Below are 17,751 nucleotides of genomic sequence, written 5' to 3' on the forward strand. Positions count from 1 at the left end.
AGGTCCTTTGTGTTATACAGAATCAGGATATATTATAAAAAATTTATGTTGAAACTAATATGGTAAATATTACATTGTAAATTCATGAGATTTCCGGTATTTTTATTAACGGCAAACTTTTATTTATAAAGTAGAAGTAGATTGTCTTAGCAGGTAGCAATTGAAATGAAGGAGAAAGGAGGAAGAAATATTATGTCAGAAGTGTCTAGTCAAAGAGTACATAAGCCAGGACCACAGCCAGTAAGTTTCGGTAGTTGGATGCTCACGTTGTTCCTTATGATGATTCCGCTTGTAAACATTATTATGTTGTTTGTATGGGCATTTGGAGATTCCAATCCTTCGAAAGCCAATTATGCCAAAGCATCGTTGCTGTGGGCAGCGATCGGAATTGTTGTGTATATTCTAGTGTTCGTACTTATCATTGGAACTGGAATTTCGCTCTCGGATTACTAGGTTTATGAATACGTAGCTTGATAAAGTTTAATCAAAAAAACGCCGACAATACTGTCGGCGTTTTTGATTTGTTTATTTTGTACTAGGCTGCGGACGTCTTATCAGCATTGTGAAGAGTCTGCGAGCGGCGGCCAAGCAGATATCCTGCAAGCGAGGCCAACATCTGCTGGAATACCATGCCGAGTACAACCGGGACGGCAACCGGTGGAGGGAAATACGATACGGCAAGCACCGCTCCCGCACTAATATTGCGCATGCCTCCGTTGAATACAAGTGCGACTTGATCGGCTTCATTCCAACCGAGTAATCGGGCAACGAAGTAACTTAGAGCATAGCCAAATGAGGCCAGAAAAATAATGATTGCTGCTAGACCAGCGAGCTGCCAGTTAAAGTCAGCTAAATAGGGCGCAACAACAGAGCCATTAATCGCGACAACCGCTGCCATGAACAATTTGGAGAACGGATTCAGTCTAGGCCCCCAGACTGGAACAATGGCCCCTTTGGTCCATTCATTCAAAAGCATCCCGAGCAAGGAGGGAACAACGATCATCCAGAACAGACTGCTCATCATGGCTGCTATATCCAACGATACGCTAGTGCCAATCAGCAAGGATAATACGCCGGGTACCACGAAAGGAGCAAGCATGGTGTCAATCAGGATAATCGACAGCGTCAGAGCGATATTGCCCCGATAGATACTGACCCAGATAAAGCTGCTCACACCTGTCGGAATAACGGCAGCCAGAACAAGGCCCGTTATCGTGTAGGCATCCGTTGGGAAGACCAGGTGACCCATGCCAAGAGCAATCAGAGGCATCGCCAGGTGCAGAATAAACAGACAAACGAACAGTGGAAAAGGCTTCTTCAGCACGTTCACAAAATCCCGTATCCCGAGACTGATGCTTCCCGCAAACGTCATGAATGCAAAAAGCCATGGCGACAAAAAGGTATAAGAAGAAAGAAGACTCCCGCAAAGAACGCCAATAATAATGCTGATTGGAGTAATCAGTGGCATGATGCGGTTCAAGCGTACATTTAAGGCCTGAAGCATATTCATGACATCCCTTTACCGTATGATTCCTTTATTATACATGTTAATAACGCTGAATGTAGACCCATTTGCAATGAAGCATACGGAGCAGTTATCATAAATCTGGAAGAAACACTTCAATATGAAGAAGGGGAGATGGTCATGATTAAACGGAAAAGAAAGCATACATTGATGATGGCAGGCCTCATTGCGTCAAGTATTCTTGTGATATCGGCCTGTTCCGTTGTAGAACAAGCGAATCAAAGTTTGAATTACGTTAGTGGGGCTACTGATTATATAGAGCAAGTATCGAACGCCGGAGCCGATCTGCAAGAACTCGCATCAGGAGCGGTGAGTAACCCTGAAATAACAACTCAGGTCCAGGAGAAAATAGATCAAATTCAGGCAGAAGCCAGCGAATTCTCTCAGCTGACAGCACCAGCGATAGGGGAAAGCATTCATGAAAATCTGGTCAGTTACAACAATCAATTAACCGAAGTTGTGGGTCAATTTGAGAACACGCTTGCAGAGCAGGGTTTTACGGCAGAAAACTGGGAGAAGACAGGTATTCCTGAATTGATCACCAATATTAATGGTTTAAAAGATCCGTTAAGCGGTCTTGGAATCGAGGCCAATTAAGATTTAAACCAGGAAATGCCTTGAGTATAAAGCGGCTTCATCCCCAAAAAGGACGATATACCGGAGTGATTTTGATCACTTGCGGATATCGTCCTTTTTGTTTTTCTAATATAACTCACATTTTTTACAAAATATAAACATGGATCACGATGATGATTTGCCACGGATTTTGGAGCTTAGATCTTCAATCTGTCCATCCAGAACATTTCCTGCTTTACTTAGGAACCCTGTAATAAGCTCCAGCTCTTCCTCTGTGTATGTGGAAGCCAGATTAACCATAGCTGCATGAAGGGTGAGGTAGGTGCTGCTGACCTCTTCCTTGTTTTCGTACAAAGGCACAATGATGACTTTACGGCGGTCATTGGGGTCATTTTCTCGACGGACAAAGCCGTTCTTCTCAAGCCTGTCAATTAATGTCGTAACACTTCCGGTGGCCAGACCGGTAAGTTTTGACAGTTCACCTGCAGTGATTGGCCCCTTCTCGCGCAGGATATCCACGGATATGAAATCGTTATTGTACAAGCCCAAAGAGGCAGCCACATGCTGCTGATATAAAACGGTTCGGGTACCCAGGCTCCGCATTCGCAACGTAAAATTCTCCTGTAATTCGGTAGGTTGTTGTTGATGTTCTCTTGACAAAAGATAACCCTCCTCTTAAGATGACATATATCTTGATTATCAAGATATTAGATTAACAAGATAATAAATTTTGGAGATACTAGATTAACGTATGATTAATTTCAACTTATTTTAACGAACTCTGTACTTATTTGCAAAGGGGACGATCGATTTTGAGAGAAACAATGATGATTAAAGGAGCACGGGAGAACAACCTAAAGAATATTTCACTTTCGATTCCGAAGTATAAGTTGGTGGTTCTAACGGGACCGTCCGGCTCCGGCAAATCCACGCTGGCAATGGATACCCTTCAGCGAGAATGCCAGAGACAATACATGGAATCGATGGGATTAACATCGGATTCGATCAGCAAACCGAAAGTGGAGTCCATCACAGGTCTTTCTCCATCCATCAGCGTAGGACAGCACATTACTAATCGGAATCCACGCTCAACAGTAGGAACAGTGACAGACATTTACACTTACGTTCGTTTCATTTTTTCCAGACTTGGGGAGCGTATATGTCCATCCTGTAATGGCACCATATCACCATCGTGGGAAGCGGCTGGTCATTTAACCGAGGAAGACGAATACATGGGTCATCAGACTATACATTGTCCACATTGCAATGCCGTGCTTGAGAAGTTGGGCATGTCACACTTTTCGTTCAACAAACCGGAGGGTGCTTGTGATGTATGTAGTGGGCTTGGTCATGTGGCATCAATCAACGAAGCGGCTGTATTCAATCCTGAGCTTAGTGTGCGGGATGGAGGTGTTGCTTCGTTAAATGGTGTGCATCGGGATATCCAGATCCGAATTCTGGTTGCAGCTGGACAGCATTTTGGATTCGGATTCGATCCGGATCGTCCATTGAAGGACCTTGGTGAAATCGAGCGCGATTTGCTGTACTACGGCGTCGAGAGCGAAGCGTTTAAGCAGCATTACCCTAATATCAAGCCCATTCAGGGAACCAAGTTCGAAGGTGTGATCCCCGGATTGTGGAGACGATATAAAGAAAAGGAAGGAGAAGGTGGCGGAACGGAAAAAGACGGACGTTTTTTTCATCAACAGCAGTGTCCTGAATGTCAGGGTGCTCGTTTGAGAAAAGAAATTCTTTTGGTAAGCGTAGCTGGCGCATCCATCTCCGACGTAACCAACTGGTCATTCAGTAAAGTGCTGGAATGGACGGTAGGCCTACAAGAAGTGATCTCACCCGAGGCACATCACCTGCTTGATCCAATCCTTCATGATCTGCCCACCAAGTTGAAACGCATTATGGATGTTGGACTTGGCTATCTCTCCATGGATCGTCAGACCGTAACTTTATCTGGTGGTGAAGCTCAGCGATTACGACTTGCATCGCTTCTAGGCTCTGGTTTAACGGGCGTATTGTATATTCTGGACGAACCGACGACAGGGCTTCATCCGAAAGATACCATTGGCCTGATTCGCGTACTTCAGGAGCTTCGTGATCTGGGCAATACGATCCTCGTCATTGAACACGATATTGAGATGATGCGTGCTGCTGATCATGTGATCGACATTGGACCTGGTGCTGGAGTCAATGGAGGGATGGTTGTTGGTGAAGGGAGCCTGGAGGATTTAATGGCAAGTGAGCTTTCGGTTACGGGAGCTTATCTGAGAAATGAATCTGTGGCTAGTCCTTCTTATAACCGAAGAACAGGTACGGGGCAGCATCTTGCCATTCGGGGAGCGCATTTGCGCAACATTGATATTCCGGTTGTATCTTTTCCATTAGGCACGCTGATCTCCGTAACGGGTGTTTCAGGGTCCGGCAAATCTACGCTTGTATTTGATATCCTCGCACAGGGAATGGAATCACTTCAGAAACCATCAGGTTGTGAAGAGATAACAGGGTTGGAGAACGTAGGTGATATCGTTATTTTTGACCAAACGCCAATGGGCAGAATGCAACGGTCGAATGTTGCCACCTACACAGATGTATTTACGCACCTGCGCCAACTGTTCGCTGGTTTGCCAGATGCCAAGGCACGAAAGCTTACTGCGAAGCATTTCTCGTTCAATACACCCGGAGGGCGCTGTGAAACCTGTCAAGGCCTGGGAGTGTTGTCTGTGGACATGAACTTCCTGCCTGATCTGGAGGTAACTTGTCATGACTGTAAGGGCAGACGATTCATGGATGAGGTGTTACAGGTTCAATACGAAGGATTCTCGATATCCGATGTACTGAATATGTCAGTAGCCGAAAGTCTGCCTGTCCTGAAAAGTCAGACCAAAATCGCCGATCTCGTCGAGATGTTGTGTGAAGTTGGACTTGGTTATCTCCAATGGGGGCAATCCGTCAAAACATTGTCAGGCGGTGAGGGTCAACGGATCAGGCTGGCAAAAGAGCTGAGTAAAAAGACCAAAAAACACACGCTCTATCTATTGGATGAGCCAACAACCGGCCTTCATCCGTCAGACATCAAGCAACTCCATATTTTGCTGGATAAGCTGGTTGAGTCGGGGAATACCGTTGTCGTTGTAGAGCACAGTCTGGAATTGATTCGGGAATCCGATTGGGTTATTGACATTGGCCCAGAAGGTGGCGCAGCGGGTGGTGAGCTAGTAGCCGAAGGCACGCCGGAGCAGGTGGCGGAGGTCAGAGCCTCCCATACAGGACAATTTTTGAAGCGTATATTAGCCGAGGGGCTTTAATCAGAATGGATAAGGGGAAAAATAATCATGGTAAAAAGCAATAAATTAGGCGTTATTCTTGCAGGCTTGCTGCTTGCCATTCTCATGGCTTCGATGGATAACACCATCGTAGCCACTGCAATTGGTACCATTGTGGGTGATCTTGGCGGATTTGATAAATTAATGTGGGTCACCTCTGCCTATATGGTTGCGGAGATGGCGGGTATGCCGATCTTCGGTAAACTATCGGATATGTATGGCCGCAAGCGATTTTTCATTTTTGGAATCATTGTATTTATGATTGGTTCTGCATTGTGCGGGACAGCGGATTCTATCATTCAGCTCAGCATTTATCGTGCGATTCAAGGAATCGGCGGCGGAGCGTTGATGCCGATCGCATTTACCATTATGTTCGATGTCGTTCCCGCAGACAAACGGGGTAAAGTGGGGGGACTATTTGGTGCAGTCTTTGGTTTATCCAGTATTTTCGGACCACTTCTCGGAGCCTATCTCACTGATTACATTCATTGGTCCTGGATTTTCTATATCAACCTGCCACTTGGTCTGATCGCCTTTGTCATGATTGCATTCTTCTATAAAGAATCCGTAGAGCATTCCAAACAGAAAATTGACTATTTTGGCGCATTCACACTGGTAGCTTCCATCGTGTGTCTCATGTTTGCACTTGAACTTGGAGGCAAGGAATATGCCTGGAATTCCAGTATGATCGTGGGTTTGTTTGCCTCGTTCGCCGTGCTGATAACTGCATTTGTGTTCATAGAGCGGCGTGTGGCAGAACCAATTATTACATTCAGCATGTTCAAAAACCGGCTGTACTCCACCAGCAATCTAATGGCTATATTTAGCGGTGCAGCCTTTATTACAGCTTCCATCTATATCCCCATTTATATTCAGGGCGTACTTGGTGGATCAGCTACCAACTCCGGTCTGGTTCTGCTGCCGATGATGCTTGGATCAGTTGTAACAGCTGCGGGTGGAGGAGCCATGCTTACCAAGCTCAGATACCGCTCCATCATGTTACCCACACTTGCGCTGCTGGTCATTGGTATCGCCTTGCTGACAACGTTAACGACGGATTCCTCCCGATTTATGGTGACCATTTTCATGATTCTGGTTGGTCTGGGCATTGGGTCTTCGTTCTCTGTATTGAGCAATGCAGCCATTCACGGTTTCTCAGCAAGACAGCGCGGTTCTGCCAGCTCAACCCTTAACTTCAATAGGGAACTCGGTATGACGTTGGGAATTACGGTATTTGGTATCGTACAGAGTCACGTATTTGCAAGTAAATTGGTTTCCTTCTTTGGAAATAGTAATGGTAGTGAGCAGGGTGGTGGCGTGAATCTGAGTGATCCTAGCTTAGTCCTAAAACCGGACACTCGTGCTGATATTCCTGCGCCAATGTTGGATAAGATTACAGAAGCATTGTCCTCATCCATCGTTCATACGTTTGCCTGGGCCATCATTCCGGCCGTTATTGCTCTATTGGCTGCTTGGTTTATGAGTAAGGAAAAATTTGACCCTGCATCCGAGTCAGATGAATATTTAGCTTCACACTAGCAAGACTATGTAATGGATTTGTGTGCACGATATGACAATATGTTCTTATCAAAGGAGACCTACGTTATGTCTGAACAAAATGGAAAAGTAATCATTATCACCGGCGGAGCGAGTGGTATTGGTAAAGAAACAGCGCTTCAGCTTTCGGATCTGGGTGCAACGATTGTTGTAGCAGACTATAACGAAGAGGGTGCCAAAAAGCTTGCATCTGAGATTGAAGCAGGTGGTGGCACAGCCGGAGCATACAAAGTGGACGTGTCTAAAGGAGACGAGATCAAAGCCCTGATCGACTGGACCGTAGAGAAATACGGAACATTGAGCGGTATTTTCAACAACGCGGGCATTGGACTTGTGAAGCCATTTCTGGAGATGGACCCGGAATCCTATCACAGAGTAATCGATGTTGACCAACACAGTGTGTATTACGGCATGTATTATGGCGCCAAAAAAATGGTTGAACTGAATGTACAAGGCACCATCGTAAATACAGCTTCGATCTATGGAAGTATTGCTGCGGTGGGAAGCTTTAACTACAATGCAGCCAAGGCAGCTGTCGTGATGATGTCCAAATCCGGTGCTTTGGAACTTGCCGAGCATGGCATTCGTGTGGTTGGTGTAGCGCCAGGCTTTATTGAGACACCGATTTTGGGTGATGACAGAGCGATGAAAGATGCGCTTGCCACCCAACATATGCGCGGAGAGCTCATTCAACCGGAGAAAGTTGCGAGTGTTGTAGCCTTCCTGTTCAGTGACGCTGCCAGTGCAGTGAATGGTACAACGGTTGCGGTAGATGATGGATTCCTCAGCTTCAAAACAAAATAAGATTTGAGCAGTAAGGTAGTGCAGTCCGTCTCTGAAAAATAAAAGAAAAAACGGTGCAGAACGAATAAATCGTTCTGCACCGTTTTTTTTGCAATCAATATAAGAAGAGTATTTATTATGAAAATAATTCTATATAGTCATCCCGGGAGTTCAGAGATCATGATACAATAAGCAGGCATGCGTCTTTTATCATTTTGTGGTGTCATAGACAATACGCACACCGAGAGAGCCATAGCTCTCTTCTTTGTAGTGACATTGGGAGCATGTTTTTGTAGCGCATAACGCATCACTGTGAACTTGTAATTTTTCGTTGCACTGCGGGCATTTATTTTCAAAAAGAGTCTTCAACACGTTAAACATGCTTAATCACTCATTTCGGATTAATTTACTTGGTTTTTATTATAGCCGATTATTTTAACTGCGTATACTGTTTTTTGCATCATTTTTTACACCGCAAGAAAGGAAGAAAAACCGATGGATACTCTGCTTTTTGTCATCATGTTTATACTGGGTCTGGTCGGTTCCTTCTTCTCCGGTTTGTTGGGTATAGGTGGAGCCATAATTAATTACCCGCTGTTGTTGTATGTACCTTCTCTCATGGGGCTGGAACCATTCTCGGCACATGAGGTGTCGTCGATCAGCATGTTTCAGGTGTTTTTTGCCTCGCTCGCTGGTGTGATTGCCTACATTAGAAGAACAGGGAACGGGAAAAAGAGCGAAGTTCTCATTCATAAAGGTCTGGTGGCTTACATGGGCTCCAGTATTCTGGTCGGCAGCCTGATTGGCGGCTTCATATCCGGTCACCTGAATGGAGAAGTCATCAATCTGATCTATGGCATTCTGGCCATTATCGCGATTGTACTTATGCTGATTCCGGGTAAGGGAACAGAAGGCTCGGCTGAACAGGTGACATTTAACACATATGTTGCGGCAGGAGCAGCTCTTGCCGTAGGGATCGTCTCGGGAATTGTTGGTGCGGGTGGTGCTTTTATATTGATTCCGATCATGCTCACCGTGCTTAAGATCCCTACCCGGACTACCATTGCTTCTTCGCTTGCGATTGTATTCATCTCCGCCATTGGTGGGGTGGTGGGAAAAATTCTGGGTGGGGACATTCCGTTGGAGCCCATCATTTATACGGTTATCGGGAGTCTGCTTGGTGCTTCACTTGGTTCCAAAGTGAGTTCAATGATTAATGTGAGACTTCTTAGGTACGGACTGATGGTTCTTATCGCCATTACAGCAGTGAAGGTATGGTCTTCGATTTTGTAAAACCACATAGGATTGAAGCGTCCATGACGATTTCGTAACCAAACGGATGGAATGCCGTATAAAGGTTATGAACATGAGCTGGCGAATTTGTTGTTGCATGAATTCACATCAGTTTTCGTCCATGGAGCACCCTCAAACTCCTTTCATGGATACATGTTTAACATTATGAGAAGTTGAGGTATCCATCCTATGAATAACGTACTCACAGATCAGGCTGATGCAGGATATCGGTTGGCTGAGCAGAAGGCAGCTCAGTATTTTACTTCTCTTCATGAACAACTTCTGAATAACACGTATACCACTGCACTTACGCAAGATATTCACTTGTGGCAAAAAAAACATATTCAACCTTTTTCCTGGTTATCTTTTTTATCACCAAGTCAAAGAAAACCGGATTCCCGGGATGCTCATAGATATATCCATTGGCTTAATGTTACAGGCAAACTGGATGATTACTTGGATCGCAGTATTTCTTACATTTATATGCGAGATCTGGGCAAAGCCCTGGACTCCTTGGATACCCAAGCACGCATTCAGCGTGTCGCTCAGGATACCAAAGCGTATTTTATGCGTTCAAATACAACCCACCGCAAGGGAAGCCCGGATTATATCAGTCTGGCCGCTTTGTATCGCTGGGCCCAGAAGGAGAACGTGGAAACAGCTGTTATCTGGGTCATCAGCAAATTGAAAAATGTTGCTTCCAATATTCCCAAAGAACTGGATGCAGAACAGGCACAGCGCAAGCTGCTCAAGATCATTCTTGGTGTTGTTCTGCATGTGAACGATGATATGAATGATGAGACTCCCCAGGTAGAACGTTCCGAGAGGCTGGACGCTGCGATTAGGCTCGGTTATTCTTACGGATTGACCTATCCATTTATTGATGACCTACTTGATTCGCAGGTGTTGACTGCGCAAGAGAAGGAACAGTATTCTCTCTTAATTCGCAATGCGCTTCTCACCGGGATTGTGCCGGATATCGGCGAATGGAAGGGAGACAATCTCAAAGTCATTCAATATGTTCATGCCGAGCTGCGTGATGCGTTCGAGTATATCAAGAACTACCAGCGCCCTGAGACGCAGCGCACATTCTTCGAGCAATCCTATGTATTCTTTCAATCTCAGGAAATAGACCGTGCCAAGAAACTATCGAACGCGAATTATTCTAATGAAGAACTTTATATTCCAATCATTATTAAATCCTCATCCTCCAGACTCATTGTTCGTTCCGTGCTCAGTGCATCTGCGGATGAAGGTTTTGATCTGCGGACATTCTACTATGGCATTTATAATCAGCTCGCGGACGATTTCGCTGATATGTTTGACGATATGGAGGAGGAGGCAGTAACTCCTTATACTTACTATCTGAAGTATCGTGACCTGCGGCCCGATCTGATCAATCCGTATGAACTATACTGGGCGGTTATCTCTTATCTGATTCATGAGGTGTACCATTCAGATGCGAAGACCCGGGAGGTCATACTGGATCGGGCTATTAATGGTCTTAAGCGTTGTAGAGAGCGTTTGGGTCAAGAACAATACAACGAAGTGATGAACATCTTTGCCTCCGGACAACCTGAATTCAATCGCCTCATTCAGCAAATGGTGCGAAAAGCCGATGATGTGGATTTCCTGGATAAATTGCTGCGGGATCAGGTCATCCTTCAATTGCAGAATGACAAGCAGGAAAAACAGGATTTTCTGGATACGATTCGCACGGTTCGTGAACAGATCAATATTGAATTGCAGATATCCAAGCCGGGTGGACTTCCGGAGATGAAAGGCACACTTATTGATGCAGCGAATTACAGTTTACAAGGAGATGGAAAACGGCTAAGGCCGATCCTGACCTGGGTGATGGGTGTGCGTGAATATGGTCTGCATGAATCATCTATCATTCCTCTTCTAAGATCACTGGAATACATGCATACGGCTTCACTGATCTTTGATGATCTGCCTACCCAGGATAATGCTTCGACCAGGCGGGGGCGCTCTACCTTACATCAGGTGCATAACAGCGCAACAGCAGAATTGACAGGTTTATTTCTCATTCAAAAAGCCATTGGCGAGCAATCTTCCCTCAATCAGTTTGATGCCGCAACCGTGCTTACCCTGATTCAATATTCCGCTGAAAAAGCAGAAGATATGTGTATGGGACAGGCGATGGATCTGAATGCCAAAGGCAAAGCATTGACCCTGGAACAATTGAACATGATCTGTTTCTACAAAACAGGTATTGCTTTCGAGGCTGCACTTGTGATGCCAGCCATTCTGGCTCAGGTGAAGGAAATGGAGATTGCCTCCTTAAAGAAGTTTGCGTATCATGCGGGTATCGCCTTTCAAATTAAGGATGACCTGCTGGACCTGGAAGGGGATCATCGGGTACTCGGTAAGCCGGCAGGTCAGGATGTACGGAACAACAGCTCAACCTTTGTATCCATTCTGGGTGAAGATGGCGCGAAGAAAGAGATGTGGGAGCACTATTGTCTCGCAACCGATGCGCTGAACGAAATGCCGAAGCCGATTTCTTTTCTAAGACATCTGTTGGATTACATCATTGGACGGGAGCGGTAAAATCGTTTCTGACTAAAACCCATTCCCATGTTCAACATGGTTTATATGAAATGAAACAAAGTTGCCTGGATTCCATGCGAATAGAATCCAGGTCTATTCTGCTTTAATGACACAAACGTTTAGAAAATGAGATGTTTCAACAATTAAAAATTCGGGTATTAAGCAAATATTGTGTTTATACACCAAAAGGAGAGCTTAAGATGCAGGTTCAAAAGGTCGATCATCACGAATTGTTTGAGCAGATTTATAATCAAGCACCTATTGGGATTGCACTTGTTGCTCCAACAGGACAGTGGATGAAAGTGAATCCTGCTTTTTGCAGTATGCTGGGTTATACAGCTCAAGAATTAATCCATCTTCATTACCAGGAGATCACCCATCCCGATGATTTAGCACAGGATCTGATGTACGAGCGCGAACTGTGTGAAGGTAAATTGAGTGAGTACAAATACGAAAAGCGTTATATTCAGAAAAATGGAGATATTTTATGGATATCGCTGCATATATCATTGGCTCGAAACGAGGTCAGCGGTGAACCGTTGTATTTTATTTGCCACGTTGTAGATATTACGGATCATAAAACAACCGAACTAAAACTGCTTCAAACGGAAGAAATGTTCAAACTTATTTCTGATAATGCACAAGAAATCATCTATATTGCGACCATTGACGGGATTTGTCGCTATTGTTCTCCTTCCATTTATAATCTGCTTGGTTATTCACCAGAAGAGGTGGTGGGCAAGAACAATACCGCTGTTTTCCACTCGCAGGACCTGGAACGTGTCTCGCAAATCGATTTGAGCACAGGTCATATGTTGAATCTGCAGGCTCGCCATAAAGATGGGCATTCTCTTTGGTTTGAGACCACCTATAAGGTTATCGGGGAGCCTGGACAAGAACAACAAATCCTTGCCATTGGTCGCGATATATCGGAGAGAAAGAAACATGAGGAAATTAGTGCAGAGGCTGAACGGATAGCCATGATCGGCAGTTGGGAGTGGAACATGCTGAGTGGCCATGTTTCCATGTCCGATCAGATATACGAGATGTTTGAAATTGATAACAACAAGCAGTATATGGCTAGCGATATCTTTGCATTCATGGAACAGGCGGAGGAGCAGCGGTTGAAGGACTGTATTGAATGGGTGAAAACAGGCCAACCGCTTGATTTTGAATATCGGCATTTGGGCTCGGCTGGTAAAGAAAAGTATATTCATCTGCGAGGGTTAGTTACTTTTAATGAGCATCAACAACCGATTCAGCTGAACGGAACTTTGCAGGATATTACGGAGCGTAAACTCGTCGAATTCAAACTTCAGGAATCGGTGGAACGTTATACTTCACTCAAAAAATATAATCATGATGCCATCATTTCTTTTGATATGGACGGCAATATCATAAATGCCAACCCGGTAGCTATGAAAATGACTGGATGCCCGGTTGTGGAGATGATTGGAACAAGTATCTGTCGGTTTATCGGACCTTACCATCTAGGGTTGATTCTCAATAGCCAGTATGAGATGGCTGAAAAAGAAATCAATGCCGTTCAGCACGTAAATGGTTCAGAGACAGAAGTTTTGGCAACGCTTGCGCCAATCATTATTAATGAGAAAAACGTAGGGTTCTACCTCATTGCCAAAGATATAACAGAACAGAAAAAGCTTCTTGTAGCCAAAGAGACTGCCGAACGAATGAATAAGGCCAAAAGTGAGTTTTTGGCGATGATGAGCCATGAGATCCGTACACCTATGAACGGCGTGATTGGGATGACGGATTTGCTTCTGGATACGCCTGGTCTTAGCGGAGAACAAAAGGAATACATTGAAATCATCCAAAAAAGTGGGGATTCGTTGCTTGCGATTATCAATGATATTCTGGACTTTTCCAAAATAGAGTCGGGTAAAACCGATCTGGTGGATGAGCCCTTTGATCTTAAGGAAATTGTGACAGAAACGGTTAATATCGTAACGCCAATGATTCGGGAGAAACAGTTGGATCTTCGTTTAAGCCTGGATGACGCCATTCCTGTTCCTTTGTTCGGAGATGCTTACCGTCTAAAACAGGTCCTAACCAACATTATTGGTAATGCAGTAAAGTTCACCCCGGAAGGCAGTATTGAGATCGAGGTGAAGGTTACCGGACAAGAATACAATGACGTTCAATTTCAGTTCAAGGTGAAGGATACAGGGATTGGAATTCCAGTGGAGAAAAGAAAGCATTTATTCGAAGCCTTCTACCAATTGGAGAATTTCATGACGCGCAAGCCTCAAGGTACTGGACTTGGACTGGCCATCAGCAAGAAGCTTGTAGAGCTTATGCACGGTGATATTTGGATTGAAGAGTCCGACGATCCGGGGACTACATTTATGTTTACGGTGTCGTTTAAAGCCAGCAACATGGAGGAATTCAACAGATACGATTTACAACAGAAAAAGAATAAAACAGATCAACTTCGAATTCTAATTGCCGAGGACAATGAGGTGAACCAGCTTGTTCTGCGTCGGATGATTGAGAAGAAGGGACATCTTGTCGATTATGTAGTGAATGGAATAGAGGCAGTGGAAGCTGTCAAAAGAAGTGCGTACGATATTGTGTTTATGGATGTGCACATGCCTCGACTGAATGGATTCGAAGCGACCAAAGCCATTAAGGAATTAATGCGGCCAGAGGCATGCCCTTATATTGTTGCGGTTACTGCGAACGCAGTTCGTGGGGATATGGACAAATGTCTGAAGGCTGGAATGGATGCGTATGTAAGCAAACCAATTAAAAGTGAATCCATTATGCAAGTGATGGAGGAATTCTACAAAATAAAGAAATATCCCACTACTTACAATTGAATTCAACATTCCGTAGGAACGGATTCTTGATTGGCAATGGAGCCGCTAACTTATCCATGGATAAGTTAACGGCCTTTTTGCTATTGTCCCATTCCGGGAATGACTAAATTACTGATTTTTGATCCATAGTTTGGAGATATCCATAAACCCAAACTCAGCGGTATGAAGGCCAAAGAGACTTTGATTAAGCAGGGCTTTTTTATTCATGTGGCAGCCGTACAATATCCAGCAGTTATCGCGAAGCAAATCCTCGGCTTCATTGAGCATCACAGACCTTTGCTCTTCATTCTGCTGAAGGAAATTCTCCATCTTTCGATAAAATATGGACTGTAAATCGGGTGATAAACAAATATGAAAATAGTTACGTTTGTTGATGAAAAAATTAATCATGCCAAATTGCCAGTCATCTTCCAAAACTTCTTCTGCGATAATCAAGTCGGCTTCGCTTGTTTCTCTCACATTGGGAAATTCAACGAAGGGTTGCAACTCAATACATAAACCGATGCTGGCTCCGCGTTGTTTAAGCCATTCTGCTTCTTTTTGATCTTTAGCTACAGTATAAGCAAGTATGATCTTTTCTCCCTGGTATCCGCTGCTGTACAGGAGCTCACGGGCATCCTCAAGTGAAGACTCGCGCCAAGCATGCTCTGCGCTTTTCCAGGGAAGAAAGCTGTTTGCCGGTGTAATTCGATTGCTGCCAAGTTCCCTCACCAAAGCGACTGGATCGAAAACAATGCGCATGGCTTGCCGAAATTCCAGTTGATGGTGAATACCGGCTTTACGAAAATTAATCAGCATATATCGGCATCCTGTTGCTGGATAATCAACACTGTTGCTCCCCGTATCGTCTGTAGCCAATTTAAGTCGGTCTGTTCCTGGTAACTCATAATGACGTTCATAAGGACCCAGATTGGGCACAAACCAGATATCTACTCGATCCAGATGAGGACGGATTCCATAATAGGCATCGAATGCGCTTATGATCAACACCGTTTCATTTATTTCATTGATCCGAAAAGGTCCGGTACCGATTAATTGTTGGGTTACATCGACATCATAGGGGAGAATCGTCATGGAGACACAACTAAGCAAGTGCAGAAAGAAGCGATTAGGCCGACTTAGATAAAAACGAATGCAGTAATCCCCGACAACTTCGGTACACTCAATATCCCGGTACAGCCAAATGAATGGACTGTCTACAGTACGCAAGCGCTCTAATGTAGCTTGCACATCCCGGGATGTCATTACCCGACCATGGTGGAATCGCACACCTTTGCGCAGATAGAAAATCCAAACTCTTTGATCCTCGTTGTACTCCCACATATGCGCCAGATCCGGCAGGAAGGTTCCTGTTTTGGCGTCATAGGTGATTAGCGTGCTGCATACCTGCCCAAGCAGATAGGTTTCAAAAGCAGTATACACAAAAGCAGGGTCCAGCTCTGCCAACCTTCGTGACCTCACCATGCGAAGCACGTCCTGACCGGAAGAGCTCTCGGCATGACTGTGGAATCCCATCTGCTTGTTCAACGAATTCAGCAGTCGCTCCCGGAGAGCATCATTCTTCTCTGTGCTGCCGATCAACTCGATCGCTTCCTTCATTTTGCCTCTGCCCATGAGCTCCAAAAAACTCTCCTCGAGCGCCTCATTCACACTGCGCAGCAATGTCATCTCAGAATGATGACCCCGGCCACGCCCGGGCTGCCAGTGTATAAAGCCTTGTTCCTCCAGCTTGCGCAGAATAAACTTCACGTTGCGTGGAGTACAGCATAGGGCAGCAGAAAGGCTCTCAATCGTTACCGGAACCGCTTCATGAAATTTAAGAGAAAGTTCTTTTGCTGTGGTAAGCCGCAGATAATGGGTTGTTGCTGTATCCATATGAAGTGCTCCTTCTTAAAGGGTGAAATGTGCTCACGTTTTCTTACACTTTTATTTCCCCCTTTTATCCATACAATTATACATAAAGGGATAGGACAAAGGTAGCCCATCTGAGACAAAAACATCTAGAACAGGAGAACCATACGCATGAAGCAACATTTACGTCAAATTCACCCTTTAGCTTGGACCATCATTGTTGGAACGATGTTTGGACGTCTTGTTACGTCCATGAGCATCCCGTTTTTATCCATTTATCTAACTCAGGTACTGGGAGCTACACCCACACAGACTGGAATTACCGTCGCGGTCAGTTCTCTGGCGGGGGTCATGGTCAGCTTTTATGGAGGTTATATTTCCGATCGAATCGGCCGCAAAGTGGTCATGATGGTCTCCGTATTTGGCTGGGCCTGTGTTTTCTTCATCTTTTCAGCAGCTGAGCATCTGTGGGTATTTTTTGTAGCCAATACGTTAAACGGTTTATGCCGCGCCGTGTTTGAGCCCACGTCACGTGCACTTCTCTCGGATATTACTCCACCGCAAAATAAACTGCTTGTCTTCAACCTCAGATATGCGGCCATTAATCTGGGGGTTGTGTTTGGACCAATTATTGGTCTTCAGCTTGGATCAGCGGAGTCTACGTTTCCGTTTATGATCTCCGGGTTGGTATATATCGTTTACGGCCTCGTTTTGTTCCTGCAATTTCGATTGCAACGCGCAAATCTGCCGGAACATGTTCAGGTCAGTGCACCTCGTTTACGAGATGCACTCGCTACTACGGGACGCGACCGTGTATTTTTGCCAGTACTTATCGGGACTACGTTTTGCGTGCTCGGGTATGGGCATTTTAGCTCAACCCTGGCTCAGTATGTGGCCCAGAATCCTCTTTTTGAACATGGAAGTCAAGTGTTTTCCTATATGCTTTCACTCAATGCGTTGACTGTGCTTGTAATCCAATTCCCGATTGTGCGGGTAGCCAGCAAATTCCCGCCGGTTGTGCCCCTCATTCTTGGAAACGTGCTGGTCGCAACAAGCTTGTTCCTGTTTGGCATAGCTGAAGGCGTTATGCTGCTGATGATTAGTGTCATTCTGTTCACCATTGGGGAAGTGCTCATGTTCACCATGATGGATGTGCTGATTGACCGTATTGCCAAACCTGAATGGAAAGGGACCTACTTTGGCACAATTGGATTCAACAACTTGGGAAGCGTCATGGCACCGATTCTTGGAGGGCTCCTATTAACTCAATATGGGACGGGGAATGGCCTGTTCGTTTTTGTACCGCTGGCACTGACCACTGCACTTGGACTGCCTTTTCTTATCGTAGCGCATAAGCGCCTTGTCGTCAGGGAGAGGGAAACACCACCCATACAAGTGAGTGCCTAGCTCGAGTGAT

12 protein-coding genes are annotated in these 17,751 nt (G+C 45.0%); 9 read left to right on the top strand and 3 right to left on the bottom strand.

Translation table 11 applies throughout. From position 1 onward, the window contains the following. Positions 1–192: 192 nt before the first annotated feature. A complete protein-coding gene (locus BUA17_RS03820) occupies positions 193–453 on the top strand; it encodes a hypothetical protein (protein ID WP_244552064.1) in 261 nt (86 codons plus the stop codon). A gap of 82 nt (positions 454–535) precedes the next feature. Here the strand turns inward: BUA17_RS03820 and BUA17_RS03825 are convergent, their stop codons facing one another. Next, entirely contained in the window at positions 536–1,504 is a 969-nt protein-coding gene (locus BUA17_RS03825; protein ID WP_063563531.1) for a bile acid:sodium symporter family protein, read from the bottom strand. Positions 1,505–1,645: 141 nt separating this feature from the next. Here BUA17_RS03825 and BUA17_RS03830 point away from each other — a divergent pair, with 141 nt between their 5' ends. Beyond that, complete coding sequence (locus BUA17_RS03830) at positions 1,646–2,122, top strand: DUF6376 family protein (RefSeq protein ID WP_072732655.1); 477 nt, start codon at positions 1,646–1,648, stop codon at positions 2,120–2,122. Positions 2,123–2,266: 144 nt separating this feature from the next. Here BUA17_RS03830 and BUA17_RS03835 read toward each other — a convergent pair whose 3' ends face one another. Next, positions 2,267–2,704 (bottom strand): MarR family winged helix-turn-helix transcriptional regulator, encoded by a 438-nt coding sequence (locus BUA17_RS03835; protein WP_170867822.1) that lies wholly within the window; start codon positions 2,702–2,704, stop codon positions 2,267–2,269. Between the two features lie 209 nt (positions 2,705–2,913). On the opposite strand from BUA17_RS03835, the gene uvrA reads away from it, so the two are divergent. The 6 genes from uvrA to BUA17_RS03865 all read left to right on the top strand — a co-directional run bounded on the left by uvrA (position 2,914) and on the right by BUA17_RS03865 (position 14,483). Beyond that, positions 2,914–5,418: an excinuclease ABC subunit UvrA gene (gene uvrA, locus BUA17_RS03840; protein ID WP_072732656.1), complete on the top strand. Its 2,505-nt coding sequence runs from the start codon at positions 2,914–2,916 to the stop codon at positions 5,416–5,418. A 27-nt stretch (positions 5,419–5,445) separates the two neighbouring features. Continuing rightward, the gene (locus BUA17_RS03845) at positions 5,446–6,975 is read left to right on the top strand and encodes an MDR family MFS transporter (protein ID WP_063563535.1); all 1,530 of its coding nucleotides are present in this window, start codon (positions 5,446–5,448) and stop codon (positions 6,973–6,975) included. Between the two features lie 66 nt (positions 6,976–7,041). After that, positions 7,042–7,797, top strand: a complete 756-nt coding sequence (locus BUA17_RS03850; RefSeq protein ID WP_063563536.1) for an SDR family NAD(P)-dependent oxidoreductase — start codon at positions 7,042–7,044, stop codon at positions 7,795–7,797. Between the two features lie 474 nt (positions 7,798–8,271). Further along, on the top strand, positions 8,272–9,069 hold the full coding sequence (locus BUA17_RS03855) for a sulfite exporter TauE/SafE family protein (RefSeq protein ID WP_072732657.1): 798 nt from the start codon (positions 8,272–8,274) through the stop codon (positions 9,067–9,069). Positions 9,070–9,258: 189 nt separating this feature from the next. Then, complete coding sequence (locus tag BUA17_RS03860) at positions 9,259–11,643, top strand: polyprenyl synthetase family protein (RefSeq protein ID WP_072732658.1); 2,385 nt, start codon at positions 9,259–9,261, stop codon at positions 11,641–11,643. A gap of 200 nt (positions 11,644–11,843) precedes the next feature. Next, entirely contained in the window at positions 11,844–14,483 is a 2,640-nt protein-coding gene (locus BUA17_RS03865) for a PAS domain S-box protein (protein ID WP_072732659.1), read from the top strand. A 108-nt stretch (positions 14,484–14,591) separates the two neighbouring features. On the opposite strand, the gene BUA17_RS03870 is transcribed toward BUA17_RS03865, so the two are convergent. Continuing rightward, the gene (locus BUA17_RS03870; RefSeq protein ID WP_072732660.1) at positions 14,592–16,358 is read right to left on the bottom strand and encodes an ABC transporter substrate-binding protein; all 1,767 of its coding nucleotides are present in this window, start codon (positions 16,356–16,358) and stop codon (positions 14,592–14,594) included. Positions 16,359–16,505: 147 nt separating this feature from the next. Between BUA17_RS03870 and BUA17_RS03875 the strand changes: the two genes are divergently transcribed. Further along, a complete protein-coding gene (locus tag BUA17_RS03875) occupies positions 16,506–17,741 on the top strand; it encodes an MDR family MFS transporter (protein ID WP_072732661.1) in 1,236 nt (411 codons plus the stop codon). Positions 17,742–17,751: the final 10 nt, after the last annotated feature.

The sequence above is a fragment of the Paenibacillus sp. ov031 genome (genome assembly GCF_900143165.1).
Taxonomy (GTDB): Bacteria; Bacillota; Bacilli; order Paenibacillales; family Paenibacillaceae; genus Paenibacillus; species Paenibacillus marchantiae.